This is a genomic window from Candidatus Margulisiibacteriota bacterium (genome assembly GCA_018822365.1).
In the GTDB taxonomy this organism is placed as follows: Bacteria; Margulisbacteria; WOR-1; order O2-12-FULL-45-9; family XYB2-FULL-48-7; genus XYB2-FULL-45-9.
Genome location: JAHJKL010000042.1, coordinates 25725 through 44012 on the forward strand (window position 1 = coordinate 25725; position 18288 = coordinate 44012).

22 protein-coding genes are annotated in these 18288 nt (G+C 48.8%); 5 read left to right on the forward strand and 17 right to left on the reverse strand.

Translation table 11 applies throughout. The features are described 5' to 3' along the window. Window positions 1-5: 5 nt before the first annotated feature. The 6 genes from KKF06_03335 to KKF06_03360 all read right to left on the reverse strand — a co-directional run bounded on the left by KKF06_03335 (window position 6) and on the right by KKF06_03360 (window position 4247). Window positions 6-710 carry a cell wall metabolism sensor histidine kinase WalK gene (locus KKF06_03335; GenBank protein ID MBU1616803.1) on the reverse strand — a complete coding sequence of 235 codons (705 nt, stop codon included), beginning with the start codon at window positions 708-710 and terminating at the stop codon, window positions 6-8. A 178-nt stretch (window positions 711-888) separates the two neighbouring features. Then, a complete protein-coding gene (locus tag KKF06_03340) occupies window positions 889-1065 on the reverse strand; it encodes a hypothetical protein (GenBank protein MBU1616804.1) in 177 nt (58 codons plus the stop codon). A 20-nt stretch (window positions 1066-1085) separates the two neighbouring features. Further along, window positions 1086-1358, reverse strand: a complete 273-nt coding sequence (locus KKF06_03345) for a hypothetical protein (protein ID MBU1616805.1) — start codon at window positions 1356-1358, stop codon at window positions 1086-1088. Window positions 1359-1369: 11 nt separating this feature from the next. Further along, complete coding sequence (locus KKF06_03350) at window positions 1370-2173, reverse strand: CPBP family intramembrane metalloprotease (protein MBU1616806.1); 804 nt, start codon at window positions 2171-2173, stop codon at window positions 1370-1372. Between the two features lie 187 nt (window positions 2174-2360). Continuing rightward, window positions 2361-3983, reverse strand: a complete 1623-nt coding sequence (locus tag KKF06_03355; GenBank protein ID MBU1616807.1) for an amidohydrolase family protein — start codon at window positions 3981-3983, stop codon at window positions 2361-2363. Window positions 3984-3992: 9 nt separating this feature from the next. Continuing rightward, complete coding sequence (locus tag KKF06_03360) at window positions 3993-4247, reverse strand: hypothetical protein (GenBank protein MBU1616808.1); 255 nt, start codon at window positions 4245-4247, stop codon at window positions 3993-3995. Between the two features lie 119 nt (window positions 4248-4366). Between KKF06_03360 and KKF06_03365 the strand changes: the two genes are divergently transcribed. Continuing rightward, window positions 4367-4993 (forward strand): hypothetical protein, encoded by a 627-nt coding sequence (locus tag KKF06_03365; protein ID MBU1616809.1) that lies wholly within the window; start codon window positions 4367-4369, stop codon window positions 4991-4993. Window positions 4994-5022: 29 nt separating this feature from the next. Here the strand turns inward: KKF06_03365 and KKF06_03370 are convergent, their stop codons facing one another. Genes KKF06_03370 through pgm form a run of 3 tightly spaced genes read right to left on the reverse strand, consistent with a single transcriptional unit; the run spans window position 5023 to window position 8693 of the window. Next, entirely contained in the window at window positions 5023-5421 is a 399-nt protein-coding gene (locus KKF06_03370) for an FMN-binding protein (GenBank protein MBU1616810.1), read from the reverse strand. An 18-nt stretch (window positions 5422-5439) separates the two neighbouring features. Then, the gene (gene pgi, locus KKF06_03375) at window positions 5440-7041 is read right to left on the reverse strand and encodes a glucose-6-phosphate isomerase (GenBank protein ID MBU1616811.1); all 1602 of its coding nucleotides are present in this window, start codon (window positions 7039-7041) and stop codon (window positions 5440-5442) included. A 2-nt stretch (window positions 7042-7043) separates the two neighbouring features. Next, window positions 7044-8693, reverse strand: coding sequence for a phosphoglucomutase (alpha-D-glucose-1,6-bisphosphate-dependent) (gene pgm, locus KKF06_03380; protein MBU1616812.1), 1650 nt, complete (start codon window positions 8691-8693; stop codon window positions 7044-7046). A 131-nt stretch (window positions 8694-8824) separates the two neighbouring features. Here pgm and KKF06_03385 point away from each other — a divergent pair, with 131 nt between their 5' ends. The 3 genes from KKF06_03385 (at window position 8825) to KKF06_03395 (ending at window position 12029) form a co-directional block, all read left to right on the forward strand. After that, window positions 8825-9553, forward strand: a complete 729-nt coding sequence (locus KKF06_03385) for a WecB/TagA/CpsF family glycosyltransferase (protein ID MBU1616813.1) — start codon at window positions 8825-8827, stop codon at window positions 9551-9553. Next, entirely contained in the window at window positions 9550-11346 is a 1797-nt protein-coding gene (locus tag KKF06_03390) for a YgiQ family radical SAM protein (GenBank protein ID MBU1616814.1), read from the forward strand. The genes KKF06_03385 and KKF06_03390 overlap by 4 nt, the downstream gene beginning before the upstream one ends. Window positions 11347-11504: 158 nt before the next feature. Beyond that, window positions 11505-12029, forward strand: a complete 525-nt coding sequence (locus KKF06_03395) for a hypothetical protein (protein MBU1616815.1) — start codon at window positions 11505-11507, stop codon at window positions 12027-12029. Here the strand turns inward: KKF06_03395 and KKF06_03400 are convergent. The 7 genes from KKF06_03400 to ssb all read right to left on the reverse strand — a co-directional run bounded on the left by KKF06_03400 (window position 12026) and on the right by ssb (window position 16491). After that, a complete protein-coding gene (locus KKF06_03400) occupies window positions 12026-12532 on the reverse strand; it encodes a DJ-1/PfpI family protein (GenBank protein MBU1616816.1) in 507 nt (168 codons plus the stop codon). The genes KKF06_03395 and KKF06_03400 overlap by 4 nt on opposite strands. Before the next feature lie 173 nt (window positions 12533-12705). After that, window positions 12706-13830 (reverse strand): site-2 protease family protein, encoded by a 1125-nt coding sequence (locus tag KKF06_03405; protein MBU1616817.1) that lies wholly within the window; start codon window positions 13828-13830, stop codon window positions 12706-12708. Next, a complete protein-coding gene (locus KKF06_03410; GenBank protein MBU1616818.1) occupies window positions 13814-14068 on the reverse strand; it encodes a hypothetical protein in 255 nt (84 codons plus the stop codon). The genes KKF06_03405 and KKF06_03410 overlap by 17 nt, the downstream gene beginning before the upstream one ends. After that, window positions 14065-14961 carry an LCP family protein gene (locus KKF06_03415; protein MBU1616819.1) on the reverse strand — a complete coding sequence of 299 codons (897 nt, stop codon included), beginning with the start codon at window positions 14959-14961 and terminating at the stop codon, window positions 14065-14067. The genes KKF06_03410 and KKF06_03415 overlap by 4 nt, the downstream gene beginning before the upstream one ends. Then, window positions 14962-15621, reverse strand: coding sequence for a SagB/ThcOx family dehydrogenase (locus KKF06_03420; protein MBU1616820.1), 660 nt, complete (start codon window positions 15619-15621; stop codon window positions 14962-14964). Then, window positions 15621-16049: a hypothetical protein gene (locus KKF06_03425; GenBank protein MBU1616821.1), complete on the reverse strand. Its 429-nt coding sequence runs from the start codon at window positions 16047-16049 to the stop codon at window positions 15621-15623. The genes KKF06_03420 and KKF06_03425 overlap by 1 nt, the downstream gene beginning before the upstream one ends. Window positions 16050-16125: 76 nt before the next feature. Next, entirely contained in the window at window positions 16126-16491 is a 366-nt protein-coding gene (gene ssb, locus KKF06_03430) for a single-stranded DNA-binding protein (protein MBU1616822.1), read from the reverse strand. Window positions 16492-16578: 87 nt separating this feature from the next. Here ssb and KKF06_03435 point away from each other — a divergent pair, with 87 nt between their 5' ends. Then, a complete protein-coding gene (locus KKF06_03435) occupies window positions 16579-16950 on the forward strand; it encodes a hypothetical protein (protein ID MBU1616823.1) in 372 nt (123 codons plus the stop codon). Between the two features lie 58 nt (window positions 16951-17008). Here the strand turns inward: KKF06_03435 and KKF06_03440 are convergent, their stop codons facing one another. Then, on the reverse strand, window positions 17009-18232 hold the full coding sequence (locus KKF06_03440; GenBank protein MBU1616824.1) for a hypothetical protein: 1224 nt from the start codon (window positions 18230-18232) through the stop codon (window positions 17009-17011). Window positions 18233-18288: the final 56 nt, after the last annotated feature.

An 18288-nucleotide genomic window follows, 5' to 3' on the forward strand; every position in this document is an offset into this window, starting at 1 on the left:
AAATACTATTTTGCCATTTCCTTCAATTTATCATTTATCTCGTTAACTTTATCCCCGATCTCACCGATCAGGTCGTTTGAGCTGACGGACACATGTTTAGAGTAATCACCCCGGGATACAGCCTCCAGCACCAGGTTGATCTCAACTAATGGGCGCAAAAACATAGTAATGATCATCCAGGATGAGGCAAGGATGAAGATTAAGCTCAAAATACTTAGGCTGGCCGACCAAGCAATTGTTTTTTGAATATCGGACCTATATTGCGCCAATGAAAACCCGATCTTAAGCGAGCCAAATTCCTGGTCGTCATTATTAATAGGGAAGGAACGGATAAACTGGTCATGGCCAAAATAATCCATATTGGGCGTATTTGGGAAACTATCCATTTTCCCTTCCAGTTGCGGTTCCGAAGAAAAAACAATATTGCTTTCCGGATCAACTACTATGACAAAATCGACCAGCGGCTGCCTGGTAGTGGTCTCCAGAAGGAGCATTGTTCCAACCTGGTCTTTGTTGATTAATTTAGGGAGCAGCTCCGTCGAGAGAATGTTCCCAATAGATTCCATCCGGAAAAGTGTCCGGCTTTGGATAGCTCCCTCAAGGATCATAACCCGATTGATCGCCAGGACAAGGAAACCTATCGTGCTGACAAGAAATATGACCAGCAAAAGTTTTTCTCTAAGACCAAGTTGCCATCGGAAATTACTCATTTGAGGGATATATTATATCTTCTACAATTATTATTCATATCAATAGCGAAAACTTTTAACTATCTTGAGCGGATCATTAAGAAGAGTTTTTTGGTTATCTTTATTGCTAGCATAACCAGAGAAGCTGGTCATCTTAAGCGGCTGTTCCCCCTCATACTCCATCCGGCGACCAAAAAAGCTAATTTGTCTTTAATATCTTTTTATGGGCCTTCTTTCCTTTTTTTCTGACAATCTTATGCTCGTCACAGCATTTTTCCATCATTTTAGGCATGATCTTGGCCAGGCCAAGCAGGGAAGCGGCTCCGGCAACGGCCCCAAGCAGTCCGGCGATCAAGTAGCCTTTTTTATCCCCCATTTTTTCACTCCTTCAATAATTCAATCTTTTCCCCAGAACTTGTCGGCTTCCTTCTCCATTTTCTCCAACCGATCATAATAATCGGGAAATTCGTTCAGATGAGCAAGGGCGATCTTGCCAGTTACAACCGGGTCATCATTGGTCACATTGGTCGAAGGATCAATTAAACCATGCTCCAATTCAACATCCATCCCTTGCTTGAATTGGTCAACGTCAAACTTATCCCATTTAATTCCGATCGATTCACCGATCTTTTTCGCTTCTGCTTCGCTAAAATGCTTTTTATCTGACATTTCAATTCCTCCTAAATATGATTACCTGCCAAGGGGAGCCTGCCTCGCTGTCTCCAGAAAAAAACAGCAAGGGCAATAAAAATGACCGCAAGCACCAATCCTGATTCACCTAGCATATACTTTGAAAGGGGACCGGTCGGAAGGGTTAATGGATCGTACAAGCGTTGAAGATAAAGATTGTGGCTGGCATGCATCAAAACTGCTGCCCAGACACTCCCCGACCTAAGCCGAAGCCAGCTGATAGGGAAGGTCATGGCGGTCACCGTCACCACCAGGAGTAAAAGCTGGGGGAGCATCGGCATGCTGGCCAGATAGACCCCGGAGATAATGAGAGGGAAATGCCAAACCGACCAGATCAGTCCGGTGATCAGGCAGGTCGAGGTGTAATTGAAATGCTTGTATAACTGCGGCACCAAATATCCCCGCCAGCCGATCTCTTCTCCCGCGGCAAAAGCAACGTTTATCAATGTACCCATTATCACCAGTTTGAAAAGATCAAAATGATAAGCAGAGTTGAGCGCTCCCCAACCGGCCAGCCAAATCACACTGTAAGCCAGACCGCCGTATAGAAAAGGAAGAGCGTAAGCGGCAAGCAGCCAGCGCGCCTGGACGGTCCCCAAACCAAGCCCTTTAAGGCTTTTTTCGTGGATCAGCGAAGTAATAATCCCTGAAAGGGCAGGGGACCACATTAAATAGAACATGATCAACAAAGGATTAAGCCCCAGCGCCTTGGCGTTGATTATAAGATAATAACCAATAGAACTAAGCAGGAAAACAAGAATCATATATGTAATGATGCCTGATCTGTTTTTCATGGATGTATTCTCCCATCAGCCTCTTTAAGTGTCAACCATAGGGAATTAAAGGTTGAACGAACAAATGTTCTACTCTGTACAATAAACCAAGCCTTTAAAAGTCCGCTGGTGTAACCGCCCGACTGCATCTGCCAGGTGTTTTCCAGCGAGGCTGAAAATCCGTTGGCGATCAGCACCGTAAACTGCCTCATAAAACGCCGCCGCGGCCACCCCGTTTCCCGGTCAGTTTGCCATGGTCGATCTCCAGTATGCCGTTTACCAGCAGATATATTATGCCGTCAGAATAAAGGCTCCGCTCCACGTAAGTAGCGTTTTCTTTAAGTTGATCAGGATCAATGACTGCGATGTCCGCGTAATTGCCGGTTTTGATTTCACCCCGGCCTTTTAACTTGAACTTTTTGGCCGGCAGGGAGGTCATGGAGCGAATCGCATCCTGTACGGTCATCAACTTTTCTTCCATTGCGTACTTCTTGATTTTTCTCGGGAAACAGCCAAAGAACCGGGGATGTGGAGATTGCTCCGGTACGAAAACAGTAAAACCATCAGAAGCAGTAAAAACGTAGTCATGTGGCATGATCTCCCGGTTGATCTTGTCGCTGATCTCCTGAAAAAGTGCGTAGGGGGCCGGTTCCAAGCAGGAAAGTTCGACATAGACCTCAGCCGGGTGCTTACCTTCCATCGCCGCTATTTCCATAATGCTTTTGTTGCGGTATTTGGCAGGACCATCGGTCAGACTGATCTTTTCCGGGCCAAGGAAAGCAAATATTTTTTTGGTAGCTGCTATCATCTCGGCCTTGCCAGCTGGATTCTTATATTTTTCATTCACGCCGGTGCCAGTCTTATATTTATCTGGCAGGCGGTAAGAGAGGACGGCATATCCGGTGTCATAAGGATGCTGGTCAGCGGTGATGTCCACCCCTTCGGCTCGAGCCTGCTCGATCAGTCCCAGCATCTGTTTTGACGTGACGTTCTCCCAGGGAAGGTTGAGCTGGATATGTGAGATGTGCACGGGTATCTTGGCCCGCTTGGCGATCTCAATGGTCTCCCTGATCGAAGCTAATTCTCCCGGCCCGGTCTGGTCCCTGATGTGGGCGTCGTAAAGACCCCCGTATTTGGCGACTACCTTGGCCATCTCGACCAACTCATCCGTGGTGGCAAAACAGGTAGGCGCGTATTCCAGTCCCACGGTCAGCCCGATGGCGCCGTTTTGCATCTCTTTTTCCACCTGCCCTTTAAGCTTCTCCATTTGTTCTCCGGTCAGGGTGGTTGGCTGGTCATTCCCAAAAAGCCGCATCCGCAACATACCGTAGGGGATGAGGTGGTACACATTGCTGGCAAACTTTTGGGATTCGACCAGCTCCAGCCACTGTTTTGTATCCCAAAAACCCGCGCCGCATAAACCGGTCACTATGGTGGTCACCCCCTGGGTCGAATAATTATGGTTATTCCGCCACGCCTCATTGATCATGGAGAAATCGTCCTTTTTGCCCGACATTAATATGGCCATGAGCAGCCCCAAGTCCGTATGGTTATGGCAATCGATAAAACCGGGGGTAACGATCAGGCCCTTTGCGTCAATCGTTTCTCTGGCCGATCCGGGTAAGTCCATACCGATCGCGGAAATCACATCTCCTTTGATCGCAATATCTTCCGTGACTGCTTCGGTTGTGCTGCCGTCATAGACCAGGCCCCCTCTGATCAGGATGTCATATGTATAGGAAGAGTTGATGATATATTGAGTTAAAAAGATAGAAAGTAAAACGATGAAGATCACTCCAGCTGGCCAAAGAAACAATTTTATTGCTTTCATTGCGTTTTCCTATTTACCCCGATCGAGGAGCCAGTTATAAATGGCCGCGACCAGCCAGCCGCCGATCCCCGCGTCACAAAAAGCCCAGATCGTGCCAACCAATGTGCCAACCGGGGTCGCTTTATACCCAATATATAATGAACCTATCCCTTTCACCAGGCCCAACCCCCAATGAAGATAGTCACCCATAATACCGAGACAAAGAACCGCTCCCCCCCAAACGATCGCCAGGGTCAAACCGAATTTTACCGCGTCAAGTTTCATGATCAATCACCTCTTGACGGATATTTTGCCACCTTAATATTAGAGTGTCAACGGGGATACATTGTCGAAGTGTTTGCCGCCTTGCTTTTAATCTGGGAAAGTATAAAATATATGCGCATATGAAAAGAAATATTATTCTTCTTCTGTTGGTTATTCCATTGATTAGCAGCTGTGCTAATCCCCCGGTTGAGATCGACAGTTATCAGCCGGTGAATAGATCGGCAAATGAAAAGATCGAACCCTTGAACAATCTATTATCGATCAAACATGACAATGCTGATTATGCCGTAACCGCTTTTTTGACCGGCGCGGAAAACGTTGTGGTCGTTTATTTGAAGATCGAAAATAAGACCGGTTCAGACCTGACCGCGGCAGACTACTCGGTCAAACTGACCGATGGCCGGGATCGGTTGCCGCTGCAGCTGATCTCGCGGGAAGTAGTGATAGCTTATCGCGCGAGGGAAGAGGGGCATAAGATCGAAAGCGGCAACCCGATGGTCGATCTTGCCCTCTCACAATTGGGAAACATCACCCGGTCAATGGGCTCCAGCCAGCTTGCTCAATTCCTTAGATCGATCGACTGGGCAATTGAACATTATTTTGCCTTCAGGCCGATCTATGCTCACCAAACACGAGAAGGGGTTTTGTGCTATTCAGCCAATTTTATCCGCGAATACCCGCTTACTCTGGAGGTCATTATTAATGACCTAACGATCGATTTCGATTTTCAACTGATCTTGAAATAACTATTTTCCCCATCCTTGGTAATACAAATTTATTTCTGTCCCGTAAGCGCCCGATTGACCGCGATCATTATGCTCATGCTGCTGCCGGAGGCGCCGGTCACCGCGTCAACCTTAGGAGATTGCGCCTTAATAATACGATCAACTGTTTCTAATGCTTCATAACCAGGGCCGCACCGCTGGTCAACGACCTTGATCTCGCGAATGGCATGTTTATTAACCGTCACTTCAACTTTGACATAAACCAGGAAATCCCCAAAACTGCCGGAATATTTTCCATCGGCCAGCTGGGCAAGATTAACCGTTGTAATTTGCCGGTATTGGCTGGCAACATTTTTAGCCATCATCGTGAATCGGACAAAAAAGACCCCAACAACACAAACGATCACCAACAAGATGATCCCCAATATTTTTCCGATTTTCTTTAACATAATATCCCTCCTGACTTATTACTTTAACAGGTTCCCATCCAGGAACGATTTGAGCAGCAGATCGGTCGAATCAACCAAGCCGCATGAATCATATTCAGTTTTGTCATAATATTCAATTATCCGTTCGCGGTGTTCAAGCCCCAGGACCTTGCCAAGCTGGACCCCTTCCTGATCAAAGCTGTTTATCCCCCAGATAAAACCTTTCACCGCGGTCCGGTGTTCGGTCCAGGCGAGCAGGAGCCCGGCGGTGAAGGGGGTCAGCGCCTCAAGCAGTAGGGATGAAGAAGGCCGGTTTCCCGGGAAAACTTTGGCGGGATTGCTGTCATCCTTGCCAAAAGCCAGCGCATCCGGTTGGGCAAAGAAGTTGGTCATCAGCTCTTCATGATGCGTCACCCTGGTTGTGGGATCTTTATCATACTGGTACTGCGGGGTGATGAATCCAATAAAGTCGCACGGGACGATCTGCGTCCCCTGGTGAAGAAGCTGATAAAATGAATGCTGGCCGTTGGTCCCTGGTTCACCAAAAACTATTTCGCCGGTGGCAAACTTCAATTTATTCCCGTCCAGGTCAACCGATTTGCCATTGCTTTCCATCTCCACCTGCTGGGTATGGGCAGCCAGTTTGGCCAACCCCTGGGAATATGGCAAGAGAGCTCGGGTTTTGAAGCCCAGGAAGTTGATGTTCCAAATATCGAGCAGGGCAGAAAGGATGGGAATATTCTTTTCGATCGGGGCATTAAGAAAGTGGGTATCCAGCCAAAAGGCCCCTTCAAGTATGTATTGAACATTTTCAAAGCCGAGGTAAAGAGAAAGAGGGAGAAGCCCGACCGCGGAAGTCGCGCTGAAACGGCCGCCGACCCAATCCCAAAAGCCGAACATGTTGGCCGGATCAATCCCGAATGTTTCAACCTTATCTTTAGCGGTGGAGACCGCGACAAAATGCTTCTTGATCGATTCGGGATGATCTTTTAAGCCGGCCAGGACCCATTTTTTGGCGGTCCGGGCGTTATGCATCGTTTCCGCGGTCGTAAATGTTTTAGAAACAACGATCACCATGGTCTCTTCAGGATCAAGCCCGGAGATCTTTTCCTCAAAATCGGTCCCGTCAATATTAGCAATAAAAAGCAAATTCATCCCTGGCTGAGCGTAGGGGCGCAGGGCGACGGCCAGGTATTCTGGCCCCAGGTATGAGCCGCCGATCCCGATCGAAACAATGTTCCTCAGTTTTTTTCCGGTCACACCGGTCCGCGCGCCGGAAAGGATCTCACCAGAGAATTGTTCGATCTTCTTCAGGACCGCAGCTACCTCCGGCATGACATCCTTTCGGTTGCGCAGGGCCACGTGAAGGACTCCTCGGTTTTCGGTCCTATTGATCTTTTCCCCGGAAAACATCGCCTGGATCTTGCCGGACAAGTTTTGTTCTGTGGCAAGAGAGGCTAGGAGTTGAACGGTTTCTTCGGTCACCCTCTGGCGGGAAAAATCATAATAGAGATGTTCGGTCCTGACCGAAAACTTGTGCCCGCGACGCGGATCAGCGTCAAAAAGCTCGCGCAGATGCTTTTGTCCAATCTCCTTATAATGCTTCGCCAGTTTTTTATAAGCTTTGGCTTGGTTGAACATATTTATACTCCTATTTTATTGAAAGCATTCGAAACAATCTGCTTCGCTTCTTCAAAGATCTTATTAAGATGGTCGGCTCCCAAAAAACTTTCAGCGTAGAGCTTGTAAATATCTTCGGTCCCGGAGGGACGAGCGGCAAACCAGCCATTCTCGGTCGTCACCTTGAGACCGCCGATCTCGGCATTGTTCCCCGGCGCGCGGGTCAGTTTGGCGGTGATCGGCTCGCCGGCCAAAGTAGTGGCGGTCACCAGCTCCGGTGATAACTTCTGTAAAATCACTTTTTGCCTGGCATCGGCCGGGGCATCGATCCGCTCGTAGACCGGCGCGCCAAAGAGGGCGGTCAGTTCCTGGTAATGGACTCCCGGGTCTTTGCCGGTTACAGCTAGGATCTCGGCCGCCAGCAGGTCCATAATAAAGCCATCTTTATCGGTCGTCCAAACGGTCCCATCCTGGCGGAGGAACGAGGCGCCGGCGCTCTCTTCACCCCCAAAGCCAAAACTACCTTTGAGCAACCCCTCAACAAACCACTTGAACCCGACCGGAACCTCCATCAGTGGGCGACCCATTTTATTCGCCACCCGGTCGATCAGGCTACTGCTGACCAAGGTTTTGCCGATCGCTGCGGCCGCCAGCCACTTTGGCCGATGTTGGAAGAGGTACCAAATCGCCACCGCCAGGTAGTGGTTCGGGTTCATCAATCCGGAGGAGGGGGTGACGATTCCATGTCGGTCAAAATCGGTGTCATTGCCAAAAGCAATGTCATATTTATCTTTTAGTTTTACCAGGCTAGCCATCGCGTAAGGAGACGAACAATCCATCCGAATTTTTCCATCACGGTCAACGGTCATAAAACTAAATGATTTGTCTACCTCCTGGTTGACGACCTCGATCTTCAGTCCATACTTTTCAGCGATCGGACGCCAATAATTAACACCAGCGCCCCCCATCGGGTCGGCCCCAATTGAGAGGTCGGATGCTTTGATCGCTTCCATATTAATGATGTTTCCCAGGTCATTTACATATGGGGTGATGAAATCATAAAGCCGTGTAGTCGAAGTTTTAATAGCCGTTTCATAGGCAAGGCGCTTAACATTCCGGTTCTTTTTCTGAAGGTGATCATTTGCCCGTTCCTCGATCCATTTCGTCACCTTGGTATCGGCCGGTCCGCCATGGGTCGGATTGTACTTGAAGCCGCCATCTTGCGGCGGGTTGTGAGAAGGGGTAATAACAATGCCGTCAGCCAGCAAGGTCCTTTTCCCCCGATTATATTTCAAAATTGCATGGGAGATGACCGGGGTCGGGGTATAACCGTCATTTTCCTGAATAAAGACCGCGACTCCATTGGCCGATAAGACTTCAAGGGTGGTTCTTTGGGCCGGATCAGACAGAGCGTGGGTATCTTTTCCAATATATAGAGGCCCGTTAATCCCGTTTTCCTGCCGGTAATCGCAGATTGCCTGAGTCACGGCCAAAATATGATCTTCATTAAAACTGTTCTTCAGCGAGGAACCACGGTGTCCAGAGGTCCCAAAAGCAACCCTTTGTGATGGATCATTTGGCTCCGGGTGATCGGAGTAATATCGCTCGACCAGTTTATCGGGATCGACCAGGATCGAAGCGGGAGCTTTTTTACCGGCTAATGGACTTAACATATTGGCCTATTATACCAATAACCAGGATTTTCAGCTATAATGATTATTATCATGAAAGGTCAAATGCCGAGGACAAAAGCGCCTAAACTTATCCAGAGGCCGACTAAGCCGATCATTAAGGAGAAAAAACCGTGGGCGAAACCGTCAACTTTTCAGGGATCAAAGTAGACAACGTCACGCTGGCGGAAGCGGTCGCCAGGGTTGAAAGCCTGATCGCCGCCGGTAAGCCAAGTCTGGTCGTTACCCCGAACCCGGAAATGATCGTCGCCGCACAGGAAGACGTGGAACTGCGCGCCCTCATCAACGGCGCCGACCTTCGCGTCCCGGACGGGATCAGCATGGTGGTCGTAAAAAAGATCCTGGGCGACCCCTTAAAAGAACGGGTTTCCGGAATCGACCTTATGCAACAACTTTTAATGGTTTCAGCCAGTAAAGGGTACAAAGTTTTCTTTTTCGGCAGTTCTCCGGGGATCGCTGAAGCGGCCGCCGTTCAAGCGGCTAAGAATTATCCCGGCCTAAAAGTTGTCGGCTCTCAACATGGTTATTTTCGACAGGAAGAGGAGGCCAAGATCATCGAAAAGATAAAGGGCGCCAAACCAGACCTTCTGTTTGTCGGCCTTGGCGCCGGCCGTCAGGAAAAATGGCTTGCCGCCAACCTAACATTGTTAGGGACACCGGTCGGGATGGGTATCGGCGGGAGTCTCGACGCCATTTCAGGAAAAGTAAAACGAGCCCCGGTTCTGGCGCAGAAGTTATATATCGAATGGCTCTACCGCCTGCTTCAGCAGCCGTGGCGCTGGCGGCGGCAGATCGCTTTGATCAGGTTCCTGATCCTGATGTTTTTCCCAAGGAAAAAATGACAGATTTCCTACCGACCGGCAAACACGACCTGCGCAAGCGGGGGATCGAACAGCTGGACATTATCCTGGTCAGCGGCGACGCGTACATCGACCATCCCAGCTTTGGTCCGGTCCTGATCGCCAGATACCTGGAAGCGCACGGCTTCAAGGTAGGGGTCATCGCCCAGCCTGATTGGAACAAAGACGACGACTTCATGAAGCTCGGCGCGCCGCGGCTTTTCTTCGGCGTCTCCTCCGGCAACCTTGATTCGATGGTCGCCAACTACACCGCCGACAACAAGATCCGCCGGACCGACATGTACACTCCGGGAAATGCCGGCGGCAAACGGCCGAACCGGGCGACGATAGTTTACACCAGTAAACTAAAAGGGCTCTTTCCCGGCGTTCCGGTCGTCCTTGGCGGAGTGGAAGCCAGTCTCCGCCGTTTCGCCCATTACGACTACTGGGACGATAAAGTCAGGCGCTCTTTGATCTTTGACACCAAAGCCGACTACCTGACTTACGGTATGAGCGAGAAAGGGATACTAGGGATTGCTCAACAAATCCAAGCCTCTTTGGAACCTGCGACTGAACGTCGCGGTTCCATAACCGAGGCGTTCAGCCTCGGTTCACATCATTTGCATGAAATTCCCAACACCGCCATTGTTGTTAAAGATATCTCCAAATATAAAGGCCCGCTAATCCTGCCAAGCTATGAAGAGGTCGCGGCGGATAAAAATAAATACGCCGAGGCTTTTAAGCTCTATTATCTTGAGGGACGCAAAAAACATCCCAGGATAATTATCCAGCCGTGCCAGGGGAGATACCTGGTGGTTTTCCCGCCGCAAAACCTGACCGGTCAAGAACTGGACGCGCTAATGGAATTGCCATTTGTCAGGGCGCCGCATCCTTCATATAAAGAAAAGATCCCGGCCTGGGACTTTGTTAAGTTTTCGACCGTTTCCCACCGCGGTTGTTTCGGCGGCTGTTCTTTCTGCGCCATCTCCCAGCATCAGGGGAAATATATCACCAGCCGCTCCGGCGAATCGATCAAGCGTGAAATTACTAACACCATTATGAAACAGCCCGATTTTACCGGCAACATCCTCGACGTTGGCGGTCCGACCGCCAACATGTACGGGATGTCTTGTAAAAAAGAAGAGGGGTGCCCCCGGGCAAGCTGTATTTATCCCAATGTCTGTCCGCATCTCGACGCCTCGCTCAAGCCGGCGCTAAGTCTCTTGCGGACGATCCGCCAGATCCCCGGAGTAAAAAAACTCTATATTGGCTCAGGTATCCGCTATGACCTCGCCCTGTTAGACGACGAATATATCAGCGAGATCGCCAAACACCACGTTGGCGGCCAGTTAAGCGTCGCGCCCGAGCATGTTTGTGAAGAGGTCCTGTTAATGATGGGAAAACCGAAGATCAATAAGTTTCTTGAGTTCAAAGAAAAATTCGACGCGGCCAACCGCCGCCATAATAAAGAGCAGTTCCTGATCCCATACTTTATATCGTCACACCCGGGGAGCACGCTGAACCACGCGCTGGAACTGGCGCTTTTTCTGGAGAAGCATAACATCAGGATCGAGCAGGTCCAAAACTTTACCCCATCACCGATGACCGTTTCAACCTGTATGTATTACACCGGGATCGATCCGTTCACCGGCAAAGCGGTCCATATTCCCAAAGGTGAGGAGCGGACTTTGCAAAAGGCTCTATTGCAACCACATCAGGAAAAGAACCGGCTGAAAGTCGGCAAAGCGCTAAGGATCCTGGGGAAGAACAAGTACTTTAACGAATTGACTAGTTGAGTCATTGCTCAACCGCGCATTTAAATGCGCGGTTATATTTGAAAATGAAAATTGGTATGCTATTATTCCATTGAAAATGTAGGGCAAGGCCTTGTGCCTTGCCGAATAAACGGACAGCCACAAGGGCTGTCCCTACATTTGTCCCAAAGAGGTGGACCATGAAAAAGAAAACTAAAAAAAGCCCTAAAAAATCGGCCGCGAAAAAGAAAATCACAAAAAAAACCGTTAAACCAAAAGGGCCAAAGGTTATTGGGAAGATCATTCACATTTATGACAAAATATCCGTTGCGATAATTAAAGTCCAGTCACCCCTCAAAGTCGGCGATTATATCCAGATCAAGGGGAAAACCACCGATTTCAAGCAAAAAGTCGACTCGATCCAGATCAACCATAAAAATGTACCAATGGTCAATAAAGGAGCGGAGATCGGCTTAAAGGTAGGGAGCCAGGTCAGGGAAAATGATATTGTCTACGCCGCCGAACCAGAAACGCATCTTACTGTTCAGCCGGCTTCTCAACTCCCAATGACAACGATCAAACCAATCAGTTTTCAACAACCAAAACCCGGTTTTATAGCAAAACCCGCAGTATCGCCAAAGCCAACAGAACAATCCAAGCCTGTCATGCCACCACCAACAAAACCGAATAATCCTTACGACAGTACGAAGTTCTTGAAGTTTTAAGATAGGGCGGTAGCGATCGCAGATCCGAAACGCCTTGCGTTCTCCGGGCCATCGGCAGTAATTATCTTTCCGTCAACTTCCAACCCCTTGGCGCCATATATTGCGCCGGCTTTTTTCAACCGTTCCGCTTCACCAGGAAAAACTGTCGCTCTGATCCCCTTTAGTATCCCGGCGATCGCCAGGATCGCCGCGGCAGAACAGATCCCGGCGGTCACTTTGCCGGCGGAGTGAAAATCGCGGACCAGCTGTTGGACCTGCCGGTCATCATAATAATCATAACAACCTGGGCCACCAACCAGGACTAAGGCCTCATAGTCGCCGACTGCGACATCCTTGACAATTTTATCAATATTCACTTTCAAGCCTAATTTACCGGTTGCCGTGCCAGTGCCGGAAGAGGCGACAGTCACCAAGATGCCGTTTTTCTCCAGCTCTTCTCTGGGCTGCTGATACTCTTCGTCGCGAAAGCCATTAAAAGCGATGATAAAGATAACTTTTTTCATGATTATTAAACCCTCATCCAAGTTAAACCAAACAAATACGTCTTCTTTACAACCTTCTCCCAAAGGGAGAAGGAGTGGAACTGCTCATCAACAAACTCTCAACTCCCTCTCCCCCTGGGAGAGGGTTGTTAAGCACCAACTAAACAAACGGTTCTCACTCGGGTGAGGGTTAATTACTTCTCTATCTTTGATCTAAAATCAAGCAGCCGCATGATATCCCGCTGGGAGAGGATCCCGACCAGTTTACCTTTTTCAATCACCAGCAGGCGGCCAAACTCGTTGTTGGCCATTTTGTTAAGGCATTCAGTGATCTCCGCCTCTTCATCTATGACCAGTGCGTCGCTTATCGGGATCATAACTTCCCGGACAGTATGCTTAGCCCAATCATCTTGATTGATCTCTTTGATCAAGTGAACGGTCGCGATCCCAAGTAAATTGTCGTCTTCGATAACCGGAAAAGAGATGTAACGCTGTTTAAGAAAATACTCATTGACCAGTCGGTCGACCGGCAGGGTCGGGGGAACAGTTATCAGGTCCCGGCTCATCAGGTTTTTTGCTTTGACTCCGGTCAGAAAACGGCGCATCAAGACCTGCCTATAGCTAGCTTCAGCCGACTCCTGCAGGAAATAGCCGATAAACACAAACCAGATCCCATTGATGAACAGTCCGGAAAACAGGAGGAACAACCCGTATGACATCAGAAAAAAAGCGATCGCCCGGCCAAACCCGCTGGCGATCATTGTCGCTTTTCTTATGTTTCCTAATATTTGCCATAGTATAGAACGCATGACCCGTCCACCATCAAGGGGAAAACCAGGGACCAGGTTAAAGATCCCAACCATCAAATTGACTATAAAAAGGTAGTTGGTCATTGAGATCACGTAGGCGGGAGAGCGGAAGCTGAGCAACGCCTGGGTCACGAAGAAAAACGAGAGACCAAGCGCAAAGCTCATTATCGGACCGGCGATCGCCATTTTAAACTCGACCCATGGAGTGTCCGGCTCTTTTGCCAAATGGGCGATCCCGCCAAAAATAAAAAGTGTAATCCCGTGGATCGGCAGGTCGTTGTGCATGGCGACCAGCGAATGGGAAAATTCATGCGCCAACAGGGAGGCAAACAGCAAGAGAGCGGAAATGACCGCCATTAGCAGATAAACCGCGTAGGGGAGGCCGGGGTCGGTCAAAGGAAAATATCCGCTAGCCAAGGTAAAGACGACCAGTCCCAAAATAATGAACCAGGAAAAATTAATTTCCACCGGGATATCGAACAGCGTTAATATTTTAATTGATCTTTTCATATGTAAATGCATCAATGATGCTATAAACCCACAGCAGGATCCCCACGATCGAACCGATCCCTAGGACGATCAGAGTCAGCAGGCCGCTGACCAGCAGGGCCGAATATACCGCTGCCGGAAAAACAAAATAAAAGGCAAGCATCAGCTTCAACCCCTTCCTCTTTTCCCCGCGAATTACCTGGCCAAGCCCGACGACCATAAATGAGGCGAGAGCGGCGATCAGCCTTGACCTGCTCATTTGAATTCCTTAACAATGCTTTCCAGATTGTTCCGGTCCATGACCAGGGCCGAACCGATCCCCGGTACATCTTGCGGCTCGCCCGAAGCGGTAAAAGTTTTTATATCTGCCGATCCCAGCATCCTGGTAAAATTAAGCAGTCGAATGATCGAGTTTAGCCTCATATTGGTATGGATGTGCTGGCGGGCGATCTCCAAACCGATCGGCGCTTTGAGAATATTTTCCGGGCGGGCAAATTCCTTGAAGATCGCCAGCATAAATCTCTGCTGGCGCGAGATCCTGGTCAGGTCCCCATAAGTATCGTGTCGAAAACGGAGAAAACCTTCCGCGTCCCTGCCGGAAAGCCGCTGCTGGCCTTGCTTCAGATTAATGTAAAGTTTTTGCGCGTTATCGGTGTAGTACATATCTTTGTCGACATAAACATTAACCCCGCCAAGCAGGTCGACCAGGGCGACGGCCGCCGCCGCATTGACAAATATATGCTTATCAATACGCAGTCCGGTCAGCTTAAAAAGTGTTTCTTTGACCAGGCCGGTCCCTCCGTAAACGTTGGCGGCATTGATCTTCTGAGAACCATAACCGGGGATCTCGACCAAAGTATCGCGGGGAATAGAGAGGAGGCTTAGTTTATAGTTAACCGGATCGATCCTGGCAATAATGATCGTATCGGTCCGGCCGTTCATGTCCATGATCCTTTGCCCGGTAAAACGGTCGTAATTCATGTCTATACCAAGGATCAATATATTGGTCGGAACCCTGACCGACCCGATCCTTAAAAAAACCGGGACCAGGTGTGGGGAAAAGATATTCAAATAAAAGTAGAGGATCCCGCCGATCAAGGTCAGCAGGGCGAGCAGACGCGTTCGATTGTTGGGTTTCTTTGGCTTATCCATTTATTGCTCTGATTTGGGGTAACCGACCGGAATTAAATAAAAAGGATCACGGGTATCGGGCAGATCCAGAAGCTTGGCGATAACATCGTCCCAAAAAGCGCCAACCGGGACCGCGCCCAGGCCGAGCGCGACAGCCTGCAGCAGGATGTTTTCCGCCGCGTGACCAACCTCCATATTGATATACCGGTATGAGCGTTGGCCAAATTTCGCTTGAGTGATACGGAAATTACCGCAAATAATGATCACGCAAGGGGCTTCGCCAATGAACTGCTGGCCCAGAGATGCCCTGACGATCGACCCGCGTTTGTCTTCTTTGGAGATCTCAACTAATTTGTTCCCATCGGGAACATATTCAAATACTCCGTCTTTTTTGGCTATGTATAAATTAAGCGGATAAAGGGAACCGGAAGAGGGGGCAGCCCGGAAACCCCAGCTTTTATCGGTGATCCCCTGGCCGGCCCACAATAACTGGGAGATCTGATCGAGGGTCAGATCATTGGGATGGAAACTTCGCCAGGAACGCCGGCGAAAAACCGCTTCTTCCAGCGGCATCTTTCCAATGATCTTTGGTTCCGGGAGTTTGATATATTTTTTTTCAGCCGCAGCCAGGTCGGCCAGCAGGGATAATAACAATAAAGAAAATAATATCTTTTTTATCATTAGTCGTTTATGGTGATCTTAAACTTCTTTAAAAGCTGGTTGTTCGCGCGATCGACAATTGTTCCGACATAGATCCCGTTCCCCGGCAGGGTCCCGTCGTCAGCCCGGCCGGACCATTTGACCTTGTTAAGTCCGGCAGTTCCGCCGGCCCGACCGGCAGAAAAAATGAATTTTTTTACTATATCCCCATTAACTGAGACGACAAATATATCGATATCGGCATCATGCGACAACCGATATTGAATGATCAAGTCCTTGTCTCTGCCGCGATTGTAAGGAGAGGGAAAAACCAGCGCGTCTCCGATCACCCGGTAAGGGCCTCCGCTGACTTCGGCCGAAGTACGGGCAGTAAAAGGGATCGATCCCATGGCAAACCCGGTCGTGGTAATAGACCAAAGCAAAATTCCGATCAAAAACAATCGACCCATAAATGGGATGTTAGCACAAATATTAATTGGAGAAAAGCCCCGAATGCGGCTAAAACCGCATCCAGGGCTTGATTCTCTAGACTTCAACAAGTTCGGTCTCTTTTTCCGATTCTTTGTAAAACTTAGCGTCAAGCATCTGCATTTCGTCAAGAACGACCTCGGTTGCGCTTTTCTTCTGTCCATCCTTCCCTTCATAACTCCTGATCTGAAGGCGACCCTCAACCGCTACCAGTTTTCCTTTTTTCAGATACTCTCCGCAGATCTTGGCCAATGAACCAAAGGCGACACAATTGATAAAATCGACCGCGTCGGTCCCTTTTTTCTTGCTTCCGCGATTGATCGCAAGCCGAAAATTAGTCACTGCCAGCTCGTTGCTGGTGTAGCGAACTTCTGGATCGGCGACCAAACGGCCAGCCAAAATTGATCTGTTTAATCCTCTCATCTTCTTCACCCCCTTTATCCGGTATTTTGGTGCCAGGTCCATAAATACCGTTCACCGATAAATAAAGCAATATTATTGCCATGAGGGGTGATCAGTTGGAAGATTAAAAAATATGACGAATATCGGTCAATTACTTTCTGTTTTGTATCCGCAACCGGGAAGAAAAAATGGTTTTTTAAAATAGTCTACCAGAGGGTAGTTTCGGCAGAGTGGGGGACGCCAAAAGTAGGCTCCGCATTGACCATTAGATTTCTGTTGCCGGCACTTAAAAACCAGTGCCGGATAATCGGCATCAAAGCGGAGCAAATCAAAATCAAACAACCAGCTAAACCATCGGGTAAAAAAGCCAATAAAAAACCGGCTTCTGGCTTGCGCCGGGGACAAGGTCAAATAAATCTCCCGGCAGCATTGGCCGCAGCAGAGACAGTTCCCAGCTCGCCGCCAGGCGGTTGGGAATAAATGGCGCAAGGCATTCATTAAGGCATTATCAATTACCCAGACCATGATGATAAAACGTTTAATTATCACCATCTGCTTTGCGATTGAAGACCCAGATCCATTGGTTTTCACCTTCGGTAGTTTTCCAAAGATCCGGCATATGGCCCGAAACAATGATCAGGGAAATCAGCCTAATAGTATCGGAGTAATAACCTCCTTTTTCACCGGTCTTCATTTGCAAAAGATAATTGTACAGTTTAAGCAGCCAGGGCTTATATTCTTCCGAAACCATCGCCGCCACGCAAAACGGCCCAATAAACGCGGCATTGCTGTATTGGCCGATCGACACGCCGTCGATCGTATATCCATCAGCGATCGCCTCCGGATTCCCGTCACATTTATCAAGGATCCAATTGGAAAGCCTTTTCAGGTAGTGGTCCCCTTCGCCATTCCAAAGATAATTGAGACCGAGCTTGAGCGGGGTAATACAGGCGTTATACGTATAATCATAGCTCAACTGGGTCTTTTCGCCGGTCGCGCTGCACCAATCCGGATATAAGCCGGTGTAATATCTATTATAAAACAGGGAGTACATTTGTTCCGCATTTTCGTCAACTTTCAACCAGTCATCATTGAATTTTGCCCAGGCCTTATAATATGCCGGTGAATAAGTAGAGGGACTGGTCGTTGCCGATCCTCCCCAGCCGGAAGTCGGTTTAACAATAAAGGAACGAGGTTCGATCTCCTTGTTCATTATATTAGAGATCAGTTTCCTGGCTTCCGCCAGGTAGTTGATCTTTCCGTTGCTTCCCCATTGCCGATCGGCAAATAAGAGGGCCATCGCAACATTTTGATCGGCATCGGTAGAAGACTCTTTTTCCTGGACCTGGCCGGTCCGGCTGACCTTCCAGGACATTAAACCAGCCCCGTTCATGTTCCTTTTATAATATAACCAAAATCCGTCAAAATATTTTTTTGTCGGGTTCTTCCTGTTCTCCATCAGCACGGTGATCAGCATTCCCCAGCCGATCCCTTCAGAGATCGTATCATAATCATAAAGCGGCCCTCGGTGAACCCGGTATTCCTGGTCAGGGCCGCCTTCTTCGGCAACATAATTATTCAGCCAACCCTCGTAGGCGGAAAAAGCGTTCAACAATAAAGTATCTCGAGGCAGGTCAAGTCCGATTCCGTATCGGTATTGTACGACCTGAGGAAAGGGGATCAACGGCATAGTCCTGGCAAAAGACGAAGAGGCGAGGAGGAGAAATACCAAGATCAGTAATGTTCTTAATATAAATGACATTTTATTTGATTCCAGCTCCCTTGTGCAATCCAACTGCCAGTGATATTATAACATTG

Bases quoted from the DNA above. Each gene is read 5' to 3' on its own strand.
- KKF06_03335 (MBU1616803.1), bottom strand. From the start codon at position 710: ATGAGTAATTTCCGATGGCAACTTGGTCTTAGAGAAAAACTTTTGCTG.
- KKF06_03340 (MBU1616804.1), bottom strand. From the start codon at position 1,065: ATGGGGGATAAAAAAGGCTACTTGATCGCCGGACTGCTTGGGGCCGTT.
- KKF06_03345 (MBU1616805.1), bottom strand. From the start codon at position 1,358: ATGTCAGATAAAAAGCATTTTAGCGAAGCAGAAGCGAAAAAGATCGGT.
- KKF06_03350 (MBU1616806.1), bottom strand. From the start codon at position 2,173: ATGAAAAACAGATCAGGCATCATTACATATATGATTCTTGTTTTCCTG.
- KKF06_03355 (MBU1616807.1), bottom strand. From the start codon at position 3,983: ATGAAAGCAATAAAATTGTTTCTTTGGCCAGCTGGAGTGATCTTCATC.
- KKF06_03360 (MBU1616808.1), bottom strand. From the start codon at position 4,247: ATGAAACTTGACGCGGTAAAATTCGGTTTGACCCTGGCGATCGTTTGG.
- KKF06_03365 (MBU1616809.1), top strand. From the start codon at position 4,367: ATGAAAAGAAATATTATTCTTCTTCTGTTGGTTATTCCATTGATTAGC.
- KKF06_03370 (MBU1616810.1), bottom strand. From the start codon at position 5,421: ATGTTAAAGAAAATCGGAAAAATATTGGGGATCATCTTGTTGGTGATC.
- pgi (MBU1616811.1), bottom strand. From the start codon at position 7,041: ATGTTCAACCAAGCCAAAGCTTATAAAAAACTGGCGAAGCATTATAAG.
- pgm (MBU1616812.1), bottom strand. From the start codon at position 8,693: ATGTTAAGTCCATTAGCCGGTAAAAAAGCTCCCGCTTCGATCCTGGTC.
- KKF06_03390 (MBU1616814.1), top strand. From the start codon at position 9,550: ATGACAGATTTCCTACCGACCGGCAAACACGACCTGCGCAAGCGGGGG.
- KKF06_03395 (MBU1616815.1), top strand. From the start codon at position 11,505: ATGAAAAAGAAAACTAAAAAAAGCCCTAAAAAATCGGCCGCGAAAAAG.
- KKF06_03400 (MBU1616816.1), bottom strand. From the start codon at position 12,532: ATGAAAAAAGTTATCTTTATCATCGCTTTTAATGGCTTTCGCGACGAA.
- KKF06_03405 (MBU1616817.1), bottom strand. From the start codon at position 13,830: ATGAAAAGATCAATTAAAATATTAACGCTGTTCGATATCCCGGTGGAA.
- KKF06_03410 (MBU1616818.1), bottom strand. From the start codon at position 14,068: ATGAGCAGGTCAAGGCTGATCGCCGCTCTCGCCTCATTTATGGTCGTC.
- KKF06_03415 (MBU1616819.1), bottom strand. From the start codon at position 14,961: ATGGATAAGCCAAAGAAACCCAACAATCGAACGCGTCTGCTCGCCCTG.
- KKF06_03420 (MBU1616820.1), bottom strand. From the start codon at position 15,621: ATGATAAAAAAGATATTATTTTCTTTATTGTTATTATCCCTGCTGGCC.
- KKF06_03425 (MBU1616821.1), bottom strand. From the start codon at position 16,049: ATGGGTCGATTGTTTTTGATCGGAATTTTGCTTTGGTCTATTACCACG.
- ssb (MBU1616822.1), bottom strand. From the start codon at position 16,491: ATGAGAGGATTAAACAGATCAATTTTGGCTGGCCGTTTGGTCGCCGAT.
- KKF06_03440 (MBU1616824.1), bottom strand. From the start codon at position 18,232: ATGTCATTTATATTAAGAACATTACTGATCTTGGTATTTCTCCTCCTC.